At 60.0% G+C, this 13,837-nt stretch carries 14 protein-coding genes; 6 read left to right on the top strand and 8 right to left on the bottom strand.

Annotated features, from left to right (window positions below):
- Positions 1-3: 3 nt before the first annotated feature.
- The gene (locus tag BBG20_RS27365; RefSeq protein WP_065909026.1) at positions 4-954 is read right to left on the bottom strand and encodes a YihY/virulence factor BrkB family protein; all 951 of its coding nucleotides are present in this window, start codon (positions 952-954) and stop codon (positions 4-6) included.
- A gap of 168 nt (positions 955-1,122) precedes the next feature.
- Complete coding sequence (locus tag BBG20_RS27360; RefSeq protein WP_016973106.1) at positions 1,123-1,308, bottom strand: CsbD family protein; 186 nt, start codon at positions 1,306-1,308, stop codon at positions 1,123-1,125.
- A gap of 201 nt (positions 1,309-1,509) precedes the next feature.
- Between BBG20_RS27360 and BBG20_RS27355 the strand changes: the two genes are divergently transcribed.
- Positions 1,510-1,887, top strand: coding sequence for a hypothetical protein (locus BBG20_RS27355; protein ID WP_003193739.1), 378 nt, complete (start codon positions 1,510-1,512; stop codon positions 1,885-1,887).
- 175 nt (positions 1,888-2,062) lie between these two features.
- Here the strand turns inward: BBG20_RS27355 and fadD1 are convergent, their stop codons facing one another.
- Together fadD1 and fadD2 are read right to left on the bottom strand one after the other, a co-directional pair.
- Positions 2,063-3,754, bottom strand: a complete 1,692-nt coding sequence (fadD1, locus tag BBG20_RS27350; RefSeq protein WP_065909023.1) for a long-chain-fatty-acid--CoA ligase FadD1 — start codon at positions 3,752-3,754, stop codon at positions 2,063-2,065.
- Positions 3,755-4,144: 390 nt separating this feature from the next.
- Positions 4,145-5,833, bottom strand: a complete 1,689-nt coding sequence (gene fadD2, locus BBG20_RS27345; protein WP_065909020.1) for a long-chain-fatty-acid--CoA ligase FadD2 — start codon at positions 5,831-5,833, stop codon at positions 4,145-4,147.
- A 210-nt stretch (positions 5,834-6,043) separates the two neighbouring features.
- Here fadD2 and BBG20_RS27340 point away from each other — a divergent pair, with 210 nt between their 5' ends.
- Together BBG20_RS27340 and BBG20_RS27335 are read left to right on the top strand one after the other, a co-directional pair.
- Entirely contained in the window at positions 6,044-6,988 is a 945-nt protein-coding gene (locus BBG20_RS27340; protein WP_065909017.1) for an alpha/beta hydrolase, read from the top strand.
- A 57-nt stretch (positions 6,989-7,045) separates the two neighbouring features.
- Positions 7,046-7,516 (top strand): MaoC family dehydratase, encoded by a 471-nt coding sequence (locus BBG20_RS27335; protein WP_003175719.1) that lies wholly within the window; start codon positions 7,046-7,048, stop codon positions 7,514-7,516.
- A gap of 87 nt (positions 7,517-7,603) precedes the next feature.
- Here BBG20_RS27335 and BBG20_RS27330 read toward each other — a convergent pair whose 3' ends face one another.
- Complete coding sequence (locus BBG20_RS27330) at positions 7,604-8,071, bottom strand: ferritin-like domain-containing protein (protein ID WP_065909014.1); 468 nt, start codon at positions 8,069-8,071, stop codon at positions 7,604-7,606.
- Positions 8,072-8,278: 207 nt separating this feature from the next.
- On the opposite strand from BBG20_RS27330, the gene BBG20_RS27325 reads away from it, so the two are divergent.
- Both BBG20_RS27325 and BBG20_RS27320 read left to right on the top strand, forming a co-directional pair.
- Complete coding sequence (locus tag BBG20_RS27325; protein WP_003213031.1) at positions 8,279-8,515, top strand: DUF3820 family protein; 237 nt, start codon at positions 8,279-8,281, stop codon at positions 8,513-8,515.
- Positions 8,516-8,525: 10 nt separating this feature from the next.
- Positions 8,526-9,701, top strand: a complete 1,176-nt coding sequence (locus BBG20_RS27320; protein WP_065909013.1) for an aminotransferase class V-fold PLP-dependent enzyme — start codon at positions 8,526-8,528, stop codon at positions 9,699-9,701.
- 92 nt (positions 9,702-9,793) lie between these two features.
- On the opposite strand, the gene BBG20_RS27315 is transcribed toward BBG20_RS27320, so the two are convergent.
- Genes BBG20_RS27315 through zwf form a run of 3 tightly spaced genes read right to left on the bottom strand, consistent with a single transcriptional unit; the run spans position 9,794 to position 12,643 of the window.
- Positions 9,794-10,459, bottom strand: a complete 666-nt coding sequence (locus BBG20_RS27315; protein ID WP_026013852.1) for a bifunctional 4-hydroxy-2-oxoglutarate aldolase/2-dehydro-3-deoxy-phosphogluconate aldolase — start codon at positions 10,457-10,459, stop codon at positions 9,794-9,796.
- Between the two features lie 17 nt (positions 10,460-10,476).
- Positions 10,477-11,190, bottom strand: a complete 714-nt coding sequence (gene pgl, locus BBG20_RS27310; protein ID WP_065909011.1) for a 6-phosphogluconolactonase — start codon at positions 11,188-11,190, stop codon at positions 10,477-10,479.
- Positions 11,177-12,643: a glucose-6-phosphate dehydrogenase gene (zwf, locus tag BBG20_RS27305; RefSeq protein WP_065909010.1), complete on the bottom strand. Its 1,467-nt coding sequence runs from the start codon at positions 12,641-12,643 to the stop codon at positions 11,177-11,179. Before zwf ends, pgl begins: the two co-directional genes overlap by 14 nt.
- Positions 12,644-12,862: 219 nt before the next feature.
- On the opposite strand from zwf, the gene BBG20_RS27300 reads away from it, so the two are divergent.
- A complete protein-coding gene (locus BBG20_RS27300; RefSeq protein ID WP_169856377.1) occupies positions 12,863-13,723 on the top strand; it encodes a MurR/RpiR family transcriptional regulator in 861 nt (286 codons plus the stop codon).
- Positions 13,724-13,837: the final 114 nt, after the last annotated feature.

Raw genomic sequence — 13,837 nt, 5'->3', positions numbered from 1 at the left:
CGATCAGACTTCGTCGTTAGTGGGCTTGGAGTGGTCCCGGCCAAGGCCGGAGACATGCTGTTTTTCATCGGTGGCGCCCGCTTCGTCGAACTCCTTTTCGCCTGGGTCCTTGCCTTCGGCGGACATGTGCTCGATCACCGCATTCATCTCCGCACCCAGCAACAGCACGGCGGCGGAAATGTAGAAGTAGAGGAGCAGCACAATGATCGCACCGATGCTGCCATACATGGCGTTGTAGTCGGCGAAGGTTTTGACGTAGTAGCCAAACCCCAGTGAGGCGACGATCCACACCACCACCGCCAGCACCGAGCCAGGTGTGATGAAGCGGAATTTCTGCTCGACGTCAGGCATCACGTAGTACATGAGGGCCACGGCGAACATCAGCAAGATCACAATCAACGGCCAGCGCAGGATGGTCCACAGGGTGACCACGAATTCCTGCATGCCGATCTGCCCGGCCAGCCACTCCATCACCTGCGGGCCGAGCACCATCAGCGCGGCGGCGGCCAGGAGCATGCCGGCAATGCCGACAGTGTAGAAAATCGACAGCGGGAAGCGCTTCCAGATCGGACGGCCTTCGACCACGTCGTAGGCGGCATTCATCGCGCTCATCATCAGGCGCACGCCGGCGGAAGCCGTCCACAGCGCGATCACGATACCCACCGAGAGCAGGCCACCCTTGGATTGCTGCAACTGGTCGATCACCGGGTTGACCTGCTCCAGCGCCTGGGGCGGCAACACCAGCTCCGACTGCATGCGCAGCCAGGTGAAAAAGTCCGGCAGGTGCAGGAAACCGATCAGGGCAATGAGGAACAGCAGGAAGGGAAACAACGAAAACAGCATCTGGTAGGCCAGTGCCGAGGCGTAGGTGGGCATCTCGTCATCAACGAATTCCTTGACGGTGCGCACCAGCACTTTATGAAGCTTGAGGCCTTGCAGTACCGGAAAAATCATAGCGTCTCCTTTCGCCGCAAAAGGTTGAGTTCGTGGGCGACTCAGGGGCCGTTTTCTACATCAAGGTAGCCTATTTGGCGACCTCGAAACAATTTCGAAACTTTAATCACGGGGTGTGACATAAAAACGGCCATCCGTGGATGGCCGTCAGGCTGCGCGAGCGCCGTATTACTTGGTCGCTTTCTTGACTGCGTCCTTGGTGTCGCCGACGGCTTTCTCGACTTGGCCTTTCTTTTCCTGCACCACGCCTTCAGCGCGCAGTTTGTCGTTGCCGGTGACTTTGCCGACGCCTTGCTTGATGTTGCCGACGGCTTCGTCTTTCAAACCTTTTGCCTTATCCGCTGTGCTGCCCATGGTATTTCTCCGAAAGAACAATCAAAGGGTTTTGGTCATTACGTAAAGATTGACCCGAGGCGGTTCGGCAGAGTTTCAATTATTTTTGCGCGAGCATTTCATCGCCAGCCGCAGGTTTGGCTTTATGTTTTGCGGCCAACCCACGAGAATGCCCGGCACATTCAGGCTATAACGCTGAATAACAGATCCCGTAGGAAGGTTATGAAACTCAATAAAGCACAGGCCATCGCCCGCAGAAACCAGGAACTGGGCGGTGCCGTACTCGGCGTCAACAACTGCCACTTCACTGACCTGGACCGCAAACGCAACATCTGGTGGTTCGACCTGCCAGTGGGTCGGATTGCCGTGGGCCAGTACGAGTGGATTCACCTGTTGATGCATAACGCCGACACCGACCAGTTGCTGCACCTGAAGGTGCCAACGGTGTTCCTGCGTGAAAAACTCGAAGGGCTGGTGGTGCGCAATGCCGGCAAGCGCAAGCCGGAGATCACCCTGGAGCTGAGCGCGGACAAGGATTCGTTCCTCAAGGATGTACGTCCAGCCGGGGCCGGCGTCAGCTTTGCGCAATTCGCACTGTAGGAATCCGCTTTAAAATGTGGGAGCGGGCTTGCTCGCGAATGCAGAGTGTCAGTCGCATGATCAGTCGCTGATACACCGCATTCGCGAGCAAGATCGCTCCCACACTTTGGATTGCATTTCACCCCTGCTAATCAGCAAGCATTAAAAAACCCCGCATTCGCGGGGTTTTTTAGGGTTACTTTTTCAGGCCTAGCTTCTTCAGCTCTTCATCGCGCAGTTCACGGCGCAGGATCTTGCCCACGTTGGTAGTCGGCAACGCGTCACGGAATTCCACGGCCTTGGGCACTTTGTAGCCGGTGACGTTGGCGCGCATATGCTCCATCACCTGCTCCTTGGTCAGGGTCGCGCCCGGCTTGACCACGATAAAGAGCTTGATGTGCTCCCCGGACTTTTCATCCGGCACACCGATGGCCGCGCACTGCAACACGCCCGGCAGGCCTGCCAGCACGTCTTCCAGCTCGTTGGGATACACGTTGAAACCGGAAACCAGGATCATGTCCTTCTTGCGGTCGACAATGCGCATATAGCCGTCAGGCTGGATGATCGCGATGTCACCGGTCTTCAGCCAGCCTTCGCTGTCGAGCATCTCGGCAGTGGCGTCTTCGCGCTGCCAGTAGCCTTTCATCACTTGCGGGCCCTTGACGCACAGCTCACCAGTCTCGCCCAGCGCCAGCTCGGTGCCGTCATCGGCAATGACCTTGCACACGGTGGACGGCACCGGAATGCCGATGGTACCGATCTGGATATGCTGGATCGGGTTCACCGTGGCCACCGGGCTGGTCTCGGTCATGCCGTAGCCTTCACAGATGCCACAGCCGGTCACGGCCTTCCAGCGCTCGGCAGCGGCCAGTTGCAGGGCCATGCCGCCCGACAGGGTGACTTTCAACGCGGAGAAATCCAGCTTGCGGAACGCCTCGTTGTTGCACAGCGCCACGAACAGGGTGTTGAGGCCGACAAAGCCGCTGAACTTCCACTTCGACAGCTCCTTGACCATCGCCGGCAAGTCGCGCGGGTTGCTGATCAGGATGTTGTGGTTGCCGATCAGCATCATCGCCATGCAATGAAAGGTGAACGCGTAGATGTGGTACAGCGGCAGCGGCGTGATCAGGATCTCGCAACCTTCATTGAGGTTGGAGCCCATCAGGGCCTTGCACTGCAGCATGTTGGCCACCAGGTTGCGGTGGGTGAGCATCGCGCCCTTGGCCACGCCGGTGGTGCCGCCGGTGTATTGCAGCACGGCCACATCGCCACTGTCCGGGCTGGCGTCGCTGACCGGTTGGCCGTGCCCCTTGGCCAGCACGTCGTTGAACTTGATCGCCTTGGGCAAGTGATAGGCCGGGACCATTTTCTTCACGTACTTGATGACGCTGTTGATCAGCAGGCGCTTGAGTGGCGGCAGCAGGTCGGCGACTTCAGTGACGATGACATGCCTGACGGCGGTCTTGGGCACGACCTTTTCCGCCAGGTGGGCCATGTTGGCCAGGCAGACCAGCGCCTTGGCGCCGGAGTCGTTGAATTGGTGTTCCATTTCCCGCGCGGTGTACAGCGGGTTGGTGTTGACCACGATCAGGCCAGCACGGATGGCGCCGAACACGGCGACCGGGTATTGCAGGACGTTGGGCAGTTGCACGGCGATTCGATCGCCCGGCTTCAAGTCGGTATGCTGTTGCAGGTACGCGGCGAAGGCGCCGGACAATTCGTACAGTTCACCGTAGGTGATTGTCTTGCCCAGGTTGCTGAAAGCCGGTTTGTTGGCGAAGCGCTGGCAGGACTGCTTCAATACCGCCTGAATATTCGGATACTCGTCTGGATTGATTTCTGCAGCAATCCCGGCGGGGTACTTATCCTTCCAAAAGTCTTCGTTCATGGAAGCCCACTCCTCAGCGACGCGAATTCATCATCGCATTTGATGCGATTATTATTGGTGTATGTTTTTTTAGGTGAATCTGGCGCTTTCAAGCAGGCCTAGACGTCACAAAGCGCGCCGAGAGTAGCAGCTTTGCCAAGGGCCGCCTAGAGCCAAAAGAGGGCCCCGCGGTCATAATCACGACTGTCCTACAATAATTGGTCACGGTTTAAACGAAGCTAAAACTATCGCGCCAAAGGCTCTGGAATAAGGCTTTCAGAACAATACACTGCAAATGTGGGAGCGGGCTTGCTCGCGAAAGCGGTGTTACAGTCACTTGATACTTCGACTGTTACACCGCTTTCGCGAGCAAGCCCGCTCCCACATTTTTGATTGCATTTCAATTCATCGTCAGGCGATGTCGCGCAGCTCCCGCCGCAGGATCTTGCCCACCGGCGTCATCGGCAACGACTCCCGCAGCACAATGTGCTTGGGCACCTTGTAGCCGGTGAAGTTGGTCTTGCAGTACGCCTTCAACTCCTCGAGGCTCACCCCTTCGGCACGCGCCACCACGAACAGCTTCACCGCCTCGCCCGTGCGTTCGTCCGGCACGCCGATCACGGCACAGTTGGCCACCGCCGGGTGGGCCATGACCACGTCTTCGATCTCGTTGGGGTACACGTTGAAACCCGAGACGATGATCAGGTCTTTCTTGCGATCGACAATGCGCACAAAGCCGTCGTCATCGATCACCGCAATGTCGCCGGTCTTGAGCCAACCCTCGGCGTCCAGCGCCTCGGCGGTGGCGGCCGGTTGCTGCCAATAGCCCTTCATCACCTGCGGGCCCTTGATGCACAGCTCGCCGCGCTCGCCCAGCGGCAATTCGACGCCCTGGTCATCGATCACTTTCATTGCCGTGGCCGGCACCGGGATGCCCACGGTGCCCAGGCGGGATTTATTGCCATACGGGTTGGTGCTGGCCACCGGTGAGGTTTCCGTGAGCCCGTAGCCCTCGCCGATGGCGCAACCGGTGAGCTGCTGCCAGCGCTCGGCCGTCGCCTTGATCAACGCGGTGCCGCCGGAGTTGGTGAGCTTGAGATGGGAAAAGTCCAGGCTCTTGAAGTCCGGGTGGTCCATCAACGCCACGAACAGCGTGTTCAGCCCCAGCAGCCCGGTAAAGCGCCAGTTCTTCAGTTCCTTGATAAAGCCGCCGATGTCGCGCGGGTTGGTGATCAGCACGTTATGGTTGCCCGACACCATCATGCACATGCAATTCGCGGTGAAGGCATAGATGTGGTACAGCGGCAGCGGCGCGATCATCACCTCCTGCCCTTCCTTGATCAGCGGATGGCCGTCCTCGCCGGTCTGCGACATGCAGGCGCGCACCTGCTGCATGTTCGCCACCAGGTTGCCATGGGTGAGCATCGCGCCCTTGGCCAACCCGGTGGTGCCACCGGTGTACTGCAGCACGGCGATGTCATCGAGGGTCACCGGATGCCGGGTCACCCCCAGGCCGGCACCCAGGCGCAACGCGCGCTTGAACGACACCGCGCGTGGCAGGCTGTAGGCCGGGACCATCTTCTTCACCTTGTCGACCACGGTGTTGACCAGCCAGCCCTTGGCGGCGGGCATGAAGTCGCCCATCCGGGCTTCGATCAGGTAGTCGATCTCGGTGTCGCTGCACACTTCCTGCACGCGCGAACCGAACAGGTTGAGGTAGACCAGCGCGCGCACGCCGGCGTCCTTGAACTGGTGGCGCATCTCGCGCGGGGTATACAGCGGGTTGGTGTTGACCACGATCAGCCCGGCGCGCAACGCACCGAACACGGCAATCGGATAATGCAGCACGTTGGGCATCTGTACCGCGATGCGCTCGCCCGGCTTGAGATCGGTGTGCTGTTGCAGGTAGCCGGCGAACGCCGCACTCTGGCGCTCAAGCTCGGCGTAGGTCAGGGTGATGCCCATGTTGCTGAATGCCGGACGGTCGGCAAAGGCCTTGCAGGAACGCTCGAAGACTTCGATCACCGACTTGTAGGCCGTCAGGTCGATGTCATTGGGGACGCCCGCCGCGCGTTTGTCATTCCAGAAATCAGGTTGCATTATTCTTGTCCTCTTACCTGAGTGTGTCCGGCCACTTTCGTGTTGCGATAGAAAGCGGAGCTTTGGGGACGTTAGCAGCTATGGCTAAACAGGCAAATAAGGGAAAGAGCGTCATTAATTGCGTGAATCTTCCTACAAGGGCCTGCACTGATCAGACGCAACCTCGAGGATGAGCTATACACTGCAACGACCCTGAGCAAAGGAATCGCCATGAACCACAGCACCTTCTGGCTGACCGCGAATGACCGCAGCCGCCTGTACGTCAATCAATGGATGCCCGAAGGCCCGCCCAAGGCCCTGGTGATGCTGTCCCATGGCATGGCCGAGCACAGCGGTCGTTATGCGCGCCTGGCCGCAGCCTTGTGCGCCGCCGGCTACGGCCTGTATGCGCTGGACCAGCGTGGCCACGGCCGCACCGCCGACGCAGGCACCCTGGGGCTGTTCGCCGAGCGCGATGGCTGGAACAAAGTGGTCGGCGACCTGGCCAGCCTCAACCAGCACATCGGCCAGCAGCAGCCGGGGCTGCCGATCCTCCTGCTGGGCCACAGCATGGGCAGCTACATCGCCCAGGCCTACTTGCTGCATCACAGCGCCAGCCTGAATGGGGTGATTCTCAGCGGTTCAAATTTCCAACCGGTGGCGCTGTACCGCGCCGCCCGGGTGATCGCCCGCATCGAACGCCTGCGCCAGGGGTTGCGCGGTCGCAGTGCGCTGATCGATTTCCTCTCGTTTGGATCGTTCAACAAGGCGTTCAAACCCAATCGCACTGCATTTGACTGGCTCAGCCGCGACCCGGCTGAAGTCGACCTCTACATCAACGACCCGCTCTGCGGCTTCCGCTGCACCAACCAGCTGTGGATCGACCTGCTCGGCGGCTTGCAGCAAATCAGCAAAGCGTCCAATCTCGCGCAGATCGATCCGGGCCTGCCGATCCTGGTGATCGGCGGCGAATGTGATCCGGTGAGTGAGGGCAAGCGTCTCAACAGCCTGGCCCAAGCCCTGCGAGAGGCCGGCAGCCAGAACCTGCACCTGATCATTTACCCGCAGGCGCGACACGAAGTGTTCAACGAAACCAACCGCGACCAAGTCACCGCGGATGTGCTGACGTGGCTCGACCAGGCCCTGACCTTGCGTCGACCGACCCGCTGCGAATAATTTTTCGTTTAAAATCAGAAAGTTAAATTACCGATTAGCCACAGGATGCACCTTTAGATGACCCAGGTAACCAACACCCCGTACGAAGCCCTCGAAGTCGGCCAGACCGCCAGCTACAGCAAGACCGTCGAAGAGCGCGATATCCAGCTGTTCGCCGCGATGTCCGGCGACCACAACCCGGTGCACCTGGATGCCGAGTACGCCAAGGCGACCATGTTCAAGGAGCGCATTGCCCACGGTATGTTCAGTGGCGCGCTGATCAGCGCGGCGGTGGCCTGCGAGCTGCCTGGGCCCGGCACGATCTACATCGGCCAGCAGATGAGCTTTCAGAAGCCGGTGAAAATCGGCGACACCCTGACCGTGCGTCTGGAAATTCTCGAGAAGCTGCCAAAGTTTCGCGTGCGCATCGCCACCCGTGTGTTCAACCAGCGCGATGAGTTGGTGGTGGACGGTGAGGCGGAGATCCTCGCGCCACGCAAGCAGCAGGTCGTGACCTTGACTGAGTTGCCGCCGATCAGCATTGGCTGATAGCCGTTACAACGTCGACACAATGCAAATGTGGGAGGGGGCAAAAGCCCCCTCCCACATTTTTTTACAGCCTGTACAGCGCAGGGCTTACGACTGAGCGCGAGCCTGGTTACGCAGGGCTTTCACCTGGTCGTGGTTGCGCTGTGCGCCGTGGAACTGACGCTCTACCAGGTCACGAATACCCAGCAGGTTGTGCTTGTTGATCTTCTCGATCGCTTCCTTGTAAGCCTTCAGTGCGTGGTCTTCACCGCGCTCGGCTTCGTTCAGCACGGCTTCTTCGTCTTTGCCGGTGACCAGCGACTTCACGTCGACCCAGCCACGGTGCAGGGCGCCGGCAACGCTGCCGGATTTTTCCGGATCGCCGCCCAGGGCTTTCACTGCAGTCTGCAGTTCTGCAGCAGCAGCAGCGCAATCAGCGGAGCGCTTGACGAACAGCGCTTTGAGTTCTGGGTGCTTGATGTCTTCGGCACAAGTTGCGAAACCTTTCTGGCCGTCTTTGCTGGTCTCGATCAGGTCGTTGAGTACGGAGATCGATTCTTTATTGATGTCAGTCATTTTCCATTTCCTTGTGCGGGTTTAAGAAGGTTGCATAAATGATTGCAGCGCCCGTGCCAGGTTATGAAAAATAACTTTTCCCTTTATTTTCAATAAGTTGAAAATTATTGAACCATCTGTATGTACGTTATTTGCATGATCTGTCATTTGGCCTTCATGCAGAATGCCTGTATTTTCCAAGGTCTCGACTTACGCCGCGCCGATCCCATGAATCCCGAAAAACTCGAACTGCTGATCACCCGCGAAATGCCCTTCGGCAAATACAAGGGCCGGATCATCGCCGACCTGCCAGGCCCCTACCTGAATTGGTTCGCCCGTGAAGGCTTTCCCCACGGCGAACTGGGCGGGCTGCTGGCCTTGATGCAGGAAATCGACCACAACGGCCTGTCCGAATTGCTCGAACCGCTGCGCGCCAAACACGGCAAACCCGCCCCTCGCCACTAAGAGCCTCGCCATGCCAAGGAATGCCGACAACGAACACCATTGGCACACCATCGCCCAGCGCTACGAGCTGGAGCCCGGTCCGATCAACCTGGAAAACGGCTACTTCGGGCGCATGAGCCGCGAGGTGCGGGGGCAGTACCTGGAGCACGTGGCGTTTATCAATCGCAGCAATTCGCTGCATGTGCGCCAACGCTTCGAGCGCGGTGAGAACGACGAGATCCGGCGCCAACTGGCCGGGTTGATTGACGCCGCCCCGGAGGCAATCGCCTTCACCCGCAACGCCACCGAAGCCTTGCAGTCGTTGATCCGCAACTACAACCGCCTGCAACCGGGCGACCAGGTCCTGATCAGTGACCTGGAGTACGACACGGTCAAAGGCGCGATGCGCTGGTTGGCCGGCTACCGCGGCGTGGAGGTAATCGAGCTTTCCCACACCCATCCGGCCAGTTTCGACAGTCTGCTGCAGACGTATCGCCAAGCGTTCGAGCAGTATCCGCGCCTCAAACTGATGGCGCTCACCCACGTCACCCACCGCACCGGCCTGGTGATGCCGGTCGAAGCCATTGCCAAGGCGGCGCGCGAGCATGCGGTCGATGTGATCCTCGATGGCGCCCATGCCCTGGGCCAGATCGAGTTCAACCTCGCCCAACTGGGCATCCAGTTCGCCGGCTTCAACCTGCATAAATGGATCGGTGCGCCACTGACGCTGGGCTTCCTCTACATCGCCCCCGAGCGCCTGGCCGATATCGACCCGGACATGGGCGAATTCCACTACCCCGCCACCGACATTCGCGCGCGTACGCCCTACAGCACGCCGAACTTTCCGGCGCTGATGACCCTGCCGCTGGTGCTGCAGGAACATCAGGCCCTCGGCGGCTCGGCGGCCAAGGGCGCGCGGGTCAATTACCTGCGGGATTTATGGGTGAGCCAGGTGCGGCCATTGCCGGGAATCGAGGTGCTGACACCGGATGATCCACGGCTGTATTGCGGGATCACGGCCTTCAAGTTTGTCGGGCGGGACCAGCAGGTGATGGCGGATCGATTGCTCCAGGACTACGGCCTGTTTACCACCACTCGCACGGGCGCGGCGTTTGGTACCTGCATCCGGGTCACGCCGGGGCTGGTGACGTCGGCGGCGGACATCAATGTGCTGGTCAACGCCATTACCGAGCTGGACACACTGTAGGAGCCAATCTGCAGGCAAAAAAAAGCGGTACACCGACCAAGTGCACCGCAAAAATGCCGTTAAGCACAGCAACAACGATTCGATGAATCAGATCAATCCAGCAGCGCCAGCGCCTGCGCGGTGACTTCCTGGATACGCGCCCAGTCGCCGTTCTTGACCCACTCCGGGTCGAGCATCCAGCTACCGCCCACGCACATCACGTTTTTCAACGCCATGTAGTTTTTGATGTTGGCCGGGCCGACGCCGCCGGTCGGGCAGAATTTCACTTCGCCGAACGGGCCGCCCAAGGCCTTGATGGCAGCCACACCGCCGCTCACTTCGGCCGGGAACAGCTTGAAGCGGCGATAGCCCAGGCCATAGCCTTCCATGATCCCGGAGGCATTGCTGATGCCCGGCAGCAGCGGGATCGGGCTGTGCACCGAGGCTTCCAGCAGGTCACGGGTGATGCCGGGAGTGACGATGAATTGCGAGCCGGCCACTTCGGCCGCTTCGAGCATATGGCGGTCGAGCACGGTGCCAGCACCGGTGCACAACTCAGGACGTTGCTCGCGCAGTACCTGGATGGCCTTGAGGCCGAACTCGGAACGCAGGGTCACTTCCAATGCGGTCAAACCACCGGCTGCCAAGGCATCGGCCAGCGGGAGGATGTCCTGTTCGCGGGCGATGGTGATCACCGGCAGGATCCGCGCCTTGGCGCAGAGACTGTCGATCAGGGCAACTTTATCCGCCATGGACACGGTCGGTTGAGGGCTTTTCATAGCGGCTGATCCTTGGCTCATGGGCACCAGTAAATCTCTAATGTAGGTTGCAAAAACGCGCGAATCGGCATGGCAGCAACGTCGTCACTGGCCAGCGCGGCGCTCAAGGTGGTCAATTTCGAACTGCCGGAAATCGACAGTACGGTGTAGTGGGCCGTGGCCAGCAACGCGCGACTCATGGTCAGGCGCTGGTGCGGCACGGTCGGCGCGAGCATCGGCCAGCAACGGCGGGTACCGTTGGCCTGCAGGGCCTCGCTGAGGTTCGGGCTGTTGGGAAACAGCGATGCGGTGTGGCCGTCATCGCCCATGCCCAGTACCAGCACATCAATCGCTGGCAATTCGGCCAGCAGGCGATCGGCCTGCTCGGCAGCGTCTTCGAGGTTGGCGGCGGCGCTGTACAGGCTGAGGAACCTGGCCTTGGCCGCCGGGCCTTGCAGCAGGTGCTGCTTCAACAGGCCGGCATTGCTGTCGGCGTGCTCCACCGGCACCCAGCGCTCATCGGCGAGGGTGATGGTGACCTTGGACCAGTCCAGTCCCTGCTTGGCCAGGTACTGGAAAAATGCCACCGGGCTGCGGCCACCGGAGACCACCAGGGTCGCCGCGCCACGTGCACTGATGGCCGCGCGCAGTTGCTCGGCCACGTCCAGCGCCAGGCCTTCGGCCAGCAGCACTGGGGTGCGGAACTCATGGGGTGTCACGCCCTGAGGCAGTTTCAATTCAGATATCGCCATACCACGACCTCCCGTCCCGCGTGATCAGTGCAATCGAGCTCATCGGCCCCCAGGACCCAGCCGCGTACGGCTTGGGCGCATCGCCGGATTTTTTCCACCCGGCGATCAACTGGTCACACCACTTCCACGCGGCTTCGATTTCATCTTTGCGGACAAACAGGTTCTGATTGCCGCGCATCACTTCCAGCAACAACCGCTCGTAGGCATCCGGAATCCGGGCGCTGCGATAGGTGTCGGAAAAATTCAATTGCAGCGGGCCGCTGCGCAGTTGCATGCCCTTGTCCAGGCCCTGCTCCTTGGTCATCACACGCAAGGAAATACCTTCGTCCGGCTGCAGGCGGATGATCAGTTTGTTGCTGATCTGCAGGCGCTGCTCGGGGGCGAAGATGTAGTGGGACGGTTCCTTGAAGTGGATGACGATCTGCGACAGCTTCTGCGGCATGCGTTTGCCGGTGCGCAGGTAGAACGGCACGCCGGCCCAACGCCAGTTGCGTATATCGGCACGCAGGGCGACGAAGGTCTCGGTGTCGCTCTGGGTGTTGGAATTCTCTTCTTCCAGGTAACCCGGCACTGCTTTGCCCGCGCTGTAGCCGGCGATGTACTGGCCACGTACCACCTGAGTCGTCAGGCCATCCGGGCTGATCGGCGCGAGGGCCTTGAGCACCTTGACCTTCTCGTCACGGATGCTGTCGGCAGACAGGTCGGCCGGCGGATCCATGGCGATCAGGCACAGCAGCTGCAGCAAGTGGTTCTGGATCATGTCACGCAGCTGGCCGGCCTTGTCGAAGTAACCCCAACGGCCTTCGATACCGACCTGCTCGGCCACGGTGATTTCCACGTGGGAGATGTAGTTCTGGTTCCACTGGGTTTCGAACAGGCTGTTGGCGAAACGCAGGGCGATCAGGTTCTGGACGGTTTCCTTGCCCAGGTAATGGTCGATGCGATAGGTGCGGTTTTCCGGGAAAAACTGCGCCACGGCATCGTTGACCTTGCGCGAAGACTCCAGGTCCGACCCGATCGGCTTTTCCAGCACCACGCGGGTGTTTTCCGCCAGGCCGACCTTGGACAGGTTCTCGCAGATCGCGCCATACACCGCTGCCGGGGTGGCGAAGTAGGCAATCAGGCGCTGCTCGGTGCCGGCGATTTCAGCCAGGGCCACGTAGTCGTCGGCCTTCATGAAGTCGACGTGGACATAGGTCAGGCGCGCCAGGAAACGCTGGGCGATGCTCTCGTCCAGTTCCTTGCCGACATATTTACGCAATTCTTTTTCGATGTGGGCCAGGTGCTGCTGCTCGGAACCGGCTTCACGGGCCAGGGCCAGGATGCGCGTATCGTCGTGCAGGAGCGCGGCGCCATCGAGTTGATAGAGGGCAGGAAATAACTTGCGCAGCGCCAGATCACCCAAGGCGCCAAACAGGGCAAAGGTGCAGGGTTCTACGGTTATCGAAGGCATGATGTTTGTTCTTTTATCAAGTTAAGCTACAAATACCTTTTTTCAAGGCATCACTCAAGGAAAAATGTAGTAATAACCACAACATTTTCCCGAAATACGCATTCCGAGTGGTGGTGTTCAGCTACCCTCAGTAGGATAGGCCACCGCAAAGGGCCACTCGTCGATTGGTTGCCACCCTTTATTTGCATCGTCGCCCGAAGGAAAGACTGAATGGACCGCGTGCGAAATCTTCTGGAACAGATCCGGAACCGCCTCGAAGAATTGAACAAGGCCGAGCGTAAAGTCGCTGAAGTCATCCTGCTCAACCCGCAGCAGGCCACCCGCTTCTCGATCGCAGCCCTCGCCCAGGCCGCCTCGGTCAGTGAACCGACGGTCAACCGCTTCTGCCGTTCATTCGGCGTCAGTGGTTACCCTGAACTTAAATTGCAACTGGCGCAAAGCCTGGCCAGCGGCGCGGCCTACGTCAGCCGCGCCGTGGAGGCCGATGATAACCCTGAGGCCTACACCCAGAAGATCTTTGGCAGTGCCATTGCGTCCCTGGACAGCGCCTGCCAGGCGCTGGACCCGGCCCTGATCAGCAAGGCCGTGGATTTGTTGATCCAGGCGCGGCAGATCCACTTCTTCGGCCTGGGCGCTTCGGCGCCGGTGGCCATGGATGCGCTGCACAAGTTTTTCCGCTTCAACCTGGCCGTTACCGCCCATGCCGACGTGCTGATGCAACGCATGATCGCCTCGGTGGCGCACACAGGCGAGCTGTTCGTGATCATTTCCTACACCGGGCGCACCCGCGAGCTGGTGGAAGTGGCGCGTATCGCCCGCGAAAACGGCGCTTCGGTGCTGGGCGTGACGGCCGAGAACTCGCCCCTGGCCAAGGCCAGTACGGTGAGCCTGAACATTCCCCTGCCGGAAGACACCGACATCTACATGCCGATGACGTCGCGCATCATTCAGTTGACCGTGCTGGATGTGCTGGCTACTGGCATGACCTTGCGTCGCGGGGTGGATTTCCAACCGCACCTGCGCAAGATCAAAGAAAGCTTGAATGACAGCCGGTATCCGGTGGGGGATGAGTTCAACTAAGGCCTGCACCAGCGGGATTGTTGTGGCATGCGGGCTTCTTGTGCCATGTGGGACCGCTGTGGCATGTGAGCTTCTTGTGCCATGTGGGACTGCTGTGGCATGTGAGCTTCTTGT

Source organism: Pseudomonas aylmerensis, assembly GCF_001702265.1.
Lineage (GTDB): Bacteria > Pseudomonadota > Gammaproteobacteria > Pseudomonadales > Pseudomonadaceae > Aquipseudomonas > Aquipseudomonas aylmerensis.
The sequence above is the reverse complement of the archived record's forward strand: the minus strand, read 5'-3'. Positions and strand labels throughout refer to the sequence as shown.

Excerpts from the sequence above, each read along its gene's own strand:
- pgl (WP_065909011.1), bottom strand. The coding sequence starts at position 11,190 with ATGGCGATATCTGAATTGAAACTGCCTCAGGGCGTGACACCCCATGAG.
- BBG20_RS27330 (WP_065909014.1), bottom strand. The coding sequence starts at position 8,071 with ATGACTGACATCAATAAAGAATCGATCTCCGTACTCAACGACCTGATC.
- BBG20_RS27340 (WP_065909017.1), top strand. The coding sequence starts at position 6,044 with ATGAACCACAGCACCTTCTGGCTGACCGCGAATGACCGCAGCCGCCTG.
- BBG20_RS27315 (WP_026013852.1), bottom strand. The coding sequence starts at position 10,459 with ATGAAAAGCCCTCAACCGACCGTGTCCATGGCGGATAAAGTTGCCCTG.
- BBG20_RS27335 (WP_003175719.1), top strand. The coding sequence starts at position 7,046 with ATGACCCAGGTAACCAACACCCCGTACGAAGCCCTCGAAGTCGGCCAG.
- fadD2 (WP_065909020.1), bottom strand. The coding sequence starts at position 5,833 with ATGCAACCTGATTTCTGGAATGACAAACGCGCGGCGGGCGTCCCCAAT.
- BBG20_RS27325 (WP_003213031.1), top strand. The coding sequence starts at position 8,279 with ATGAATCCCGAAAAACTCGAACTGCTGATCACCCGCGAAATGCCCTTC.
- fadD1 (WP_065909023.1), bottom strand. The coding sequence starts at position 3,754 with ATGAACGAAGACTTTTGGAAGGATAAGTACCCCGCCGGGATTGCTGCA.
- zwf (WP_065909010.1), bottom strand. The coding sequence starts at position 12,643 with ATGCCTTCGATAACCGTAGAACCCTGCACCTTTGCCCTGTTTGGCGCC.
- BBG20_RS27365 (WP_065909026.1), bottom strand. The coding sequence starts at position 954 with ATGATTTTTCCGGTACTGCAAGGCCTCAAGCTTCATAAAGTGCTGGTG.
- BBG20_RS27360 (WP_016973106.1), bottom strand. The coding sequence starts at position 1,308 with ATGGGCAGCACAGCGGATAAGGCAAAAGGTTTGAAAGACGAAGCCGTC.
- BBG20_RS27355 (WP_003193739.1), top strand. The coding sequence starts at position 1,510 with ATGAAACTCAATAAAGCACAGGCCATCGCCCGCAGAAACCAGGAACTG.
- BBG20_RS27320 (WP_065909013.1), top strand. The coding sequence starts at position 8,526 with ATGCCAAGGAATGCCGACAACGAACACCATTGGCACACCATCGCCCAG.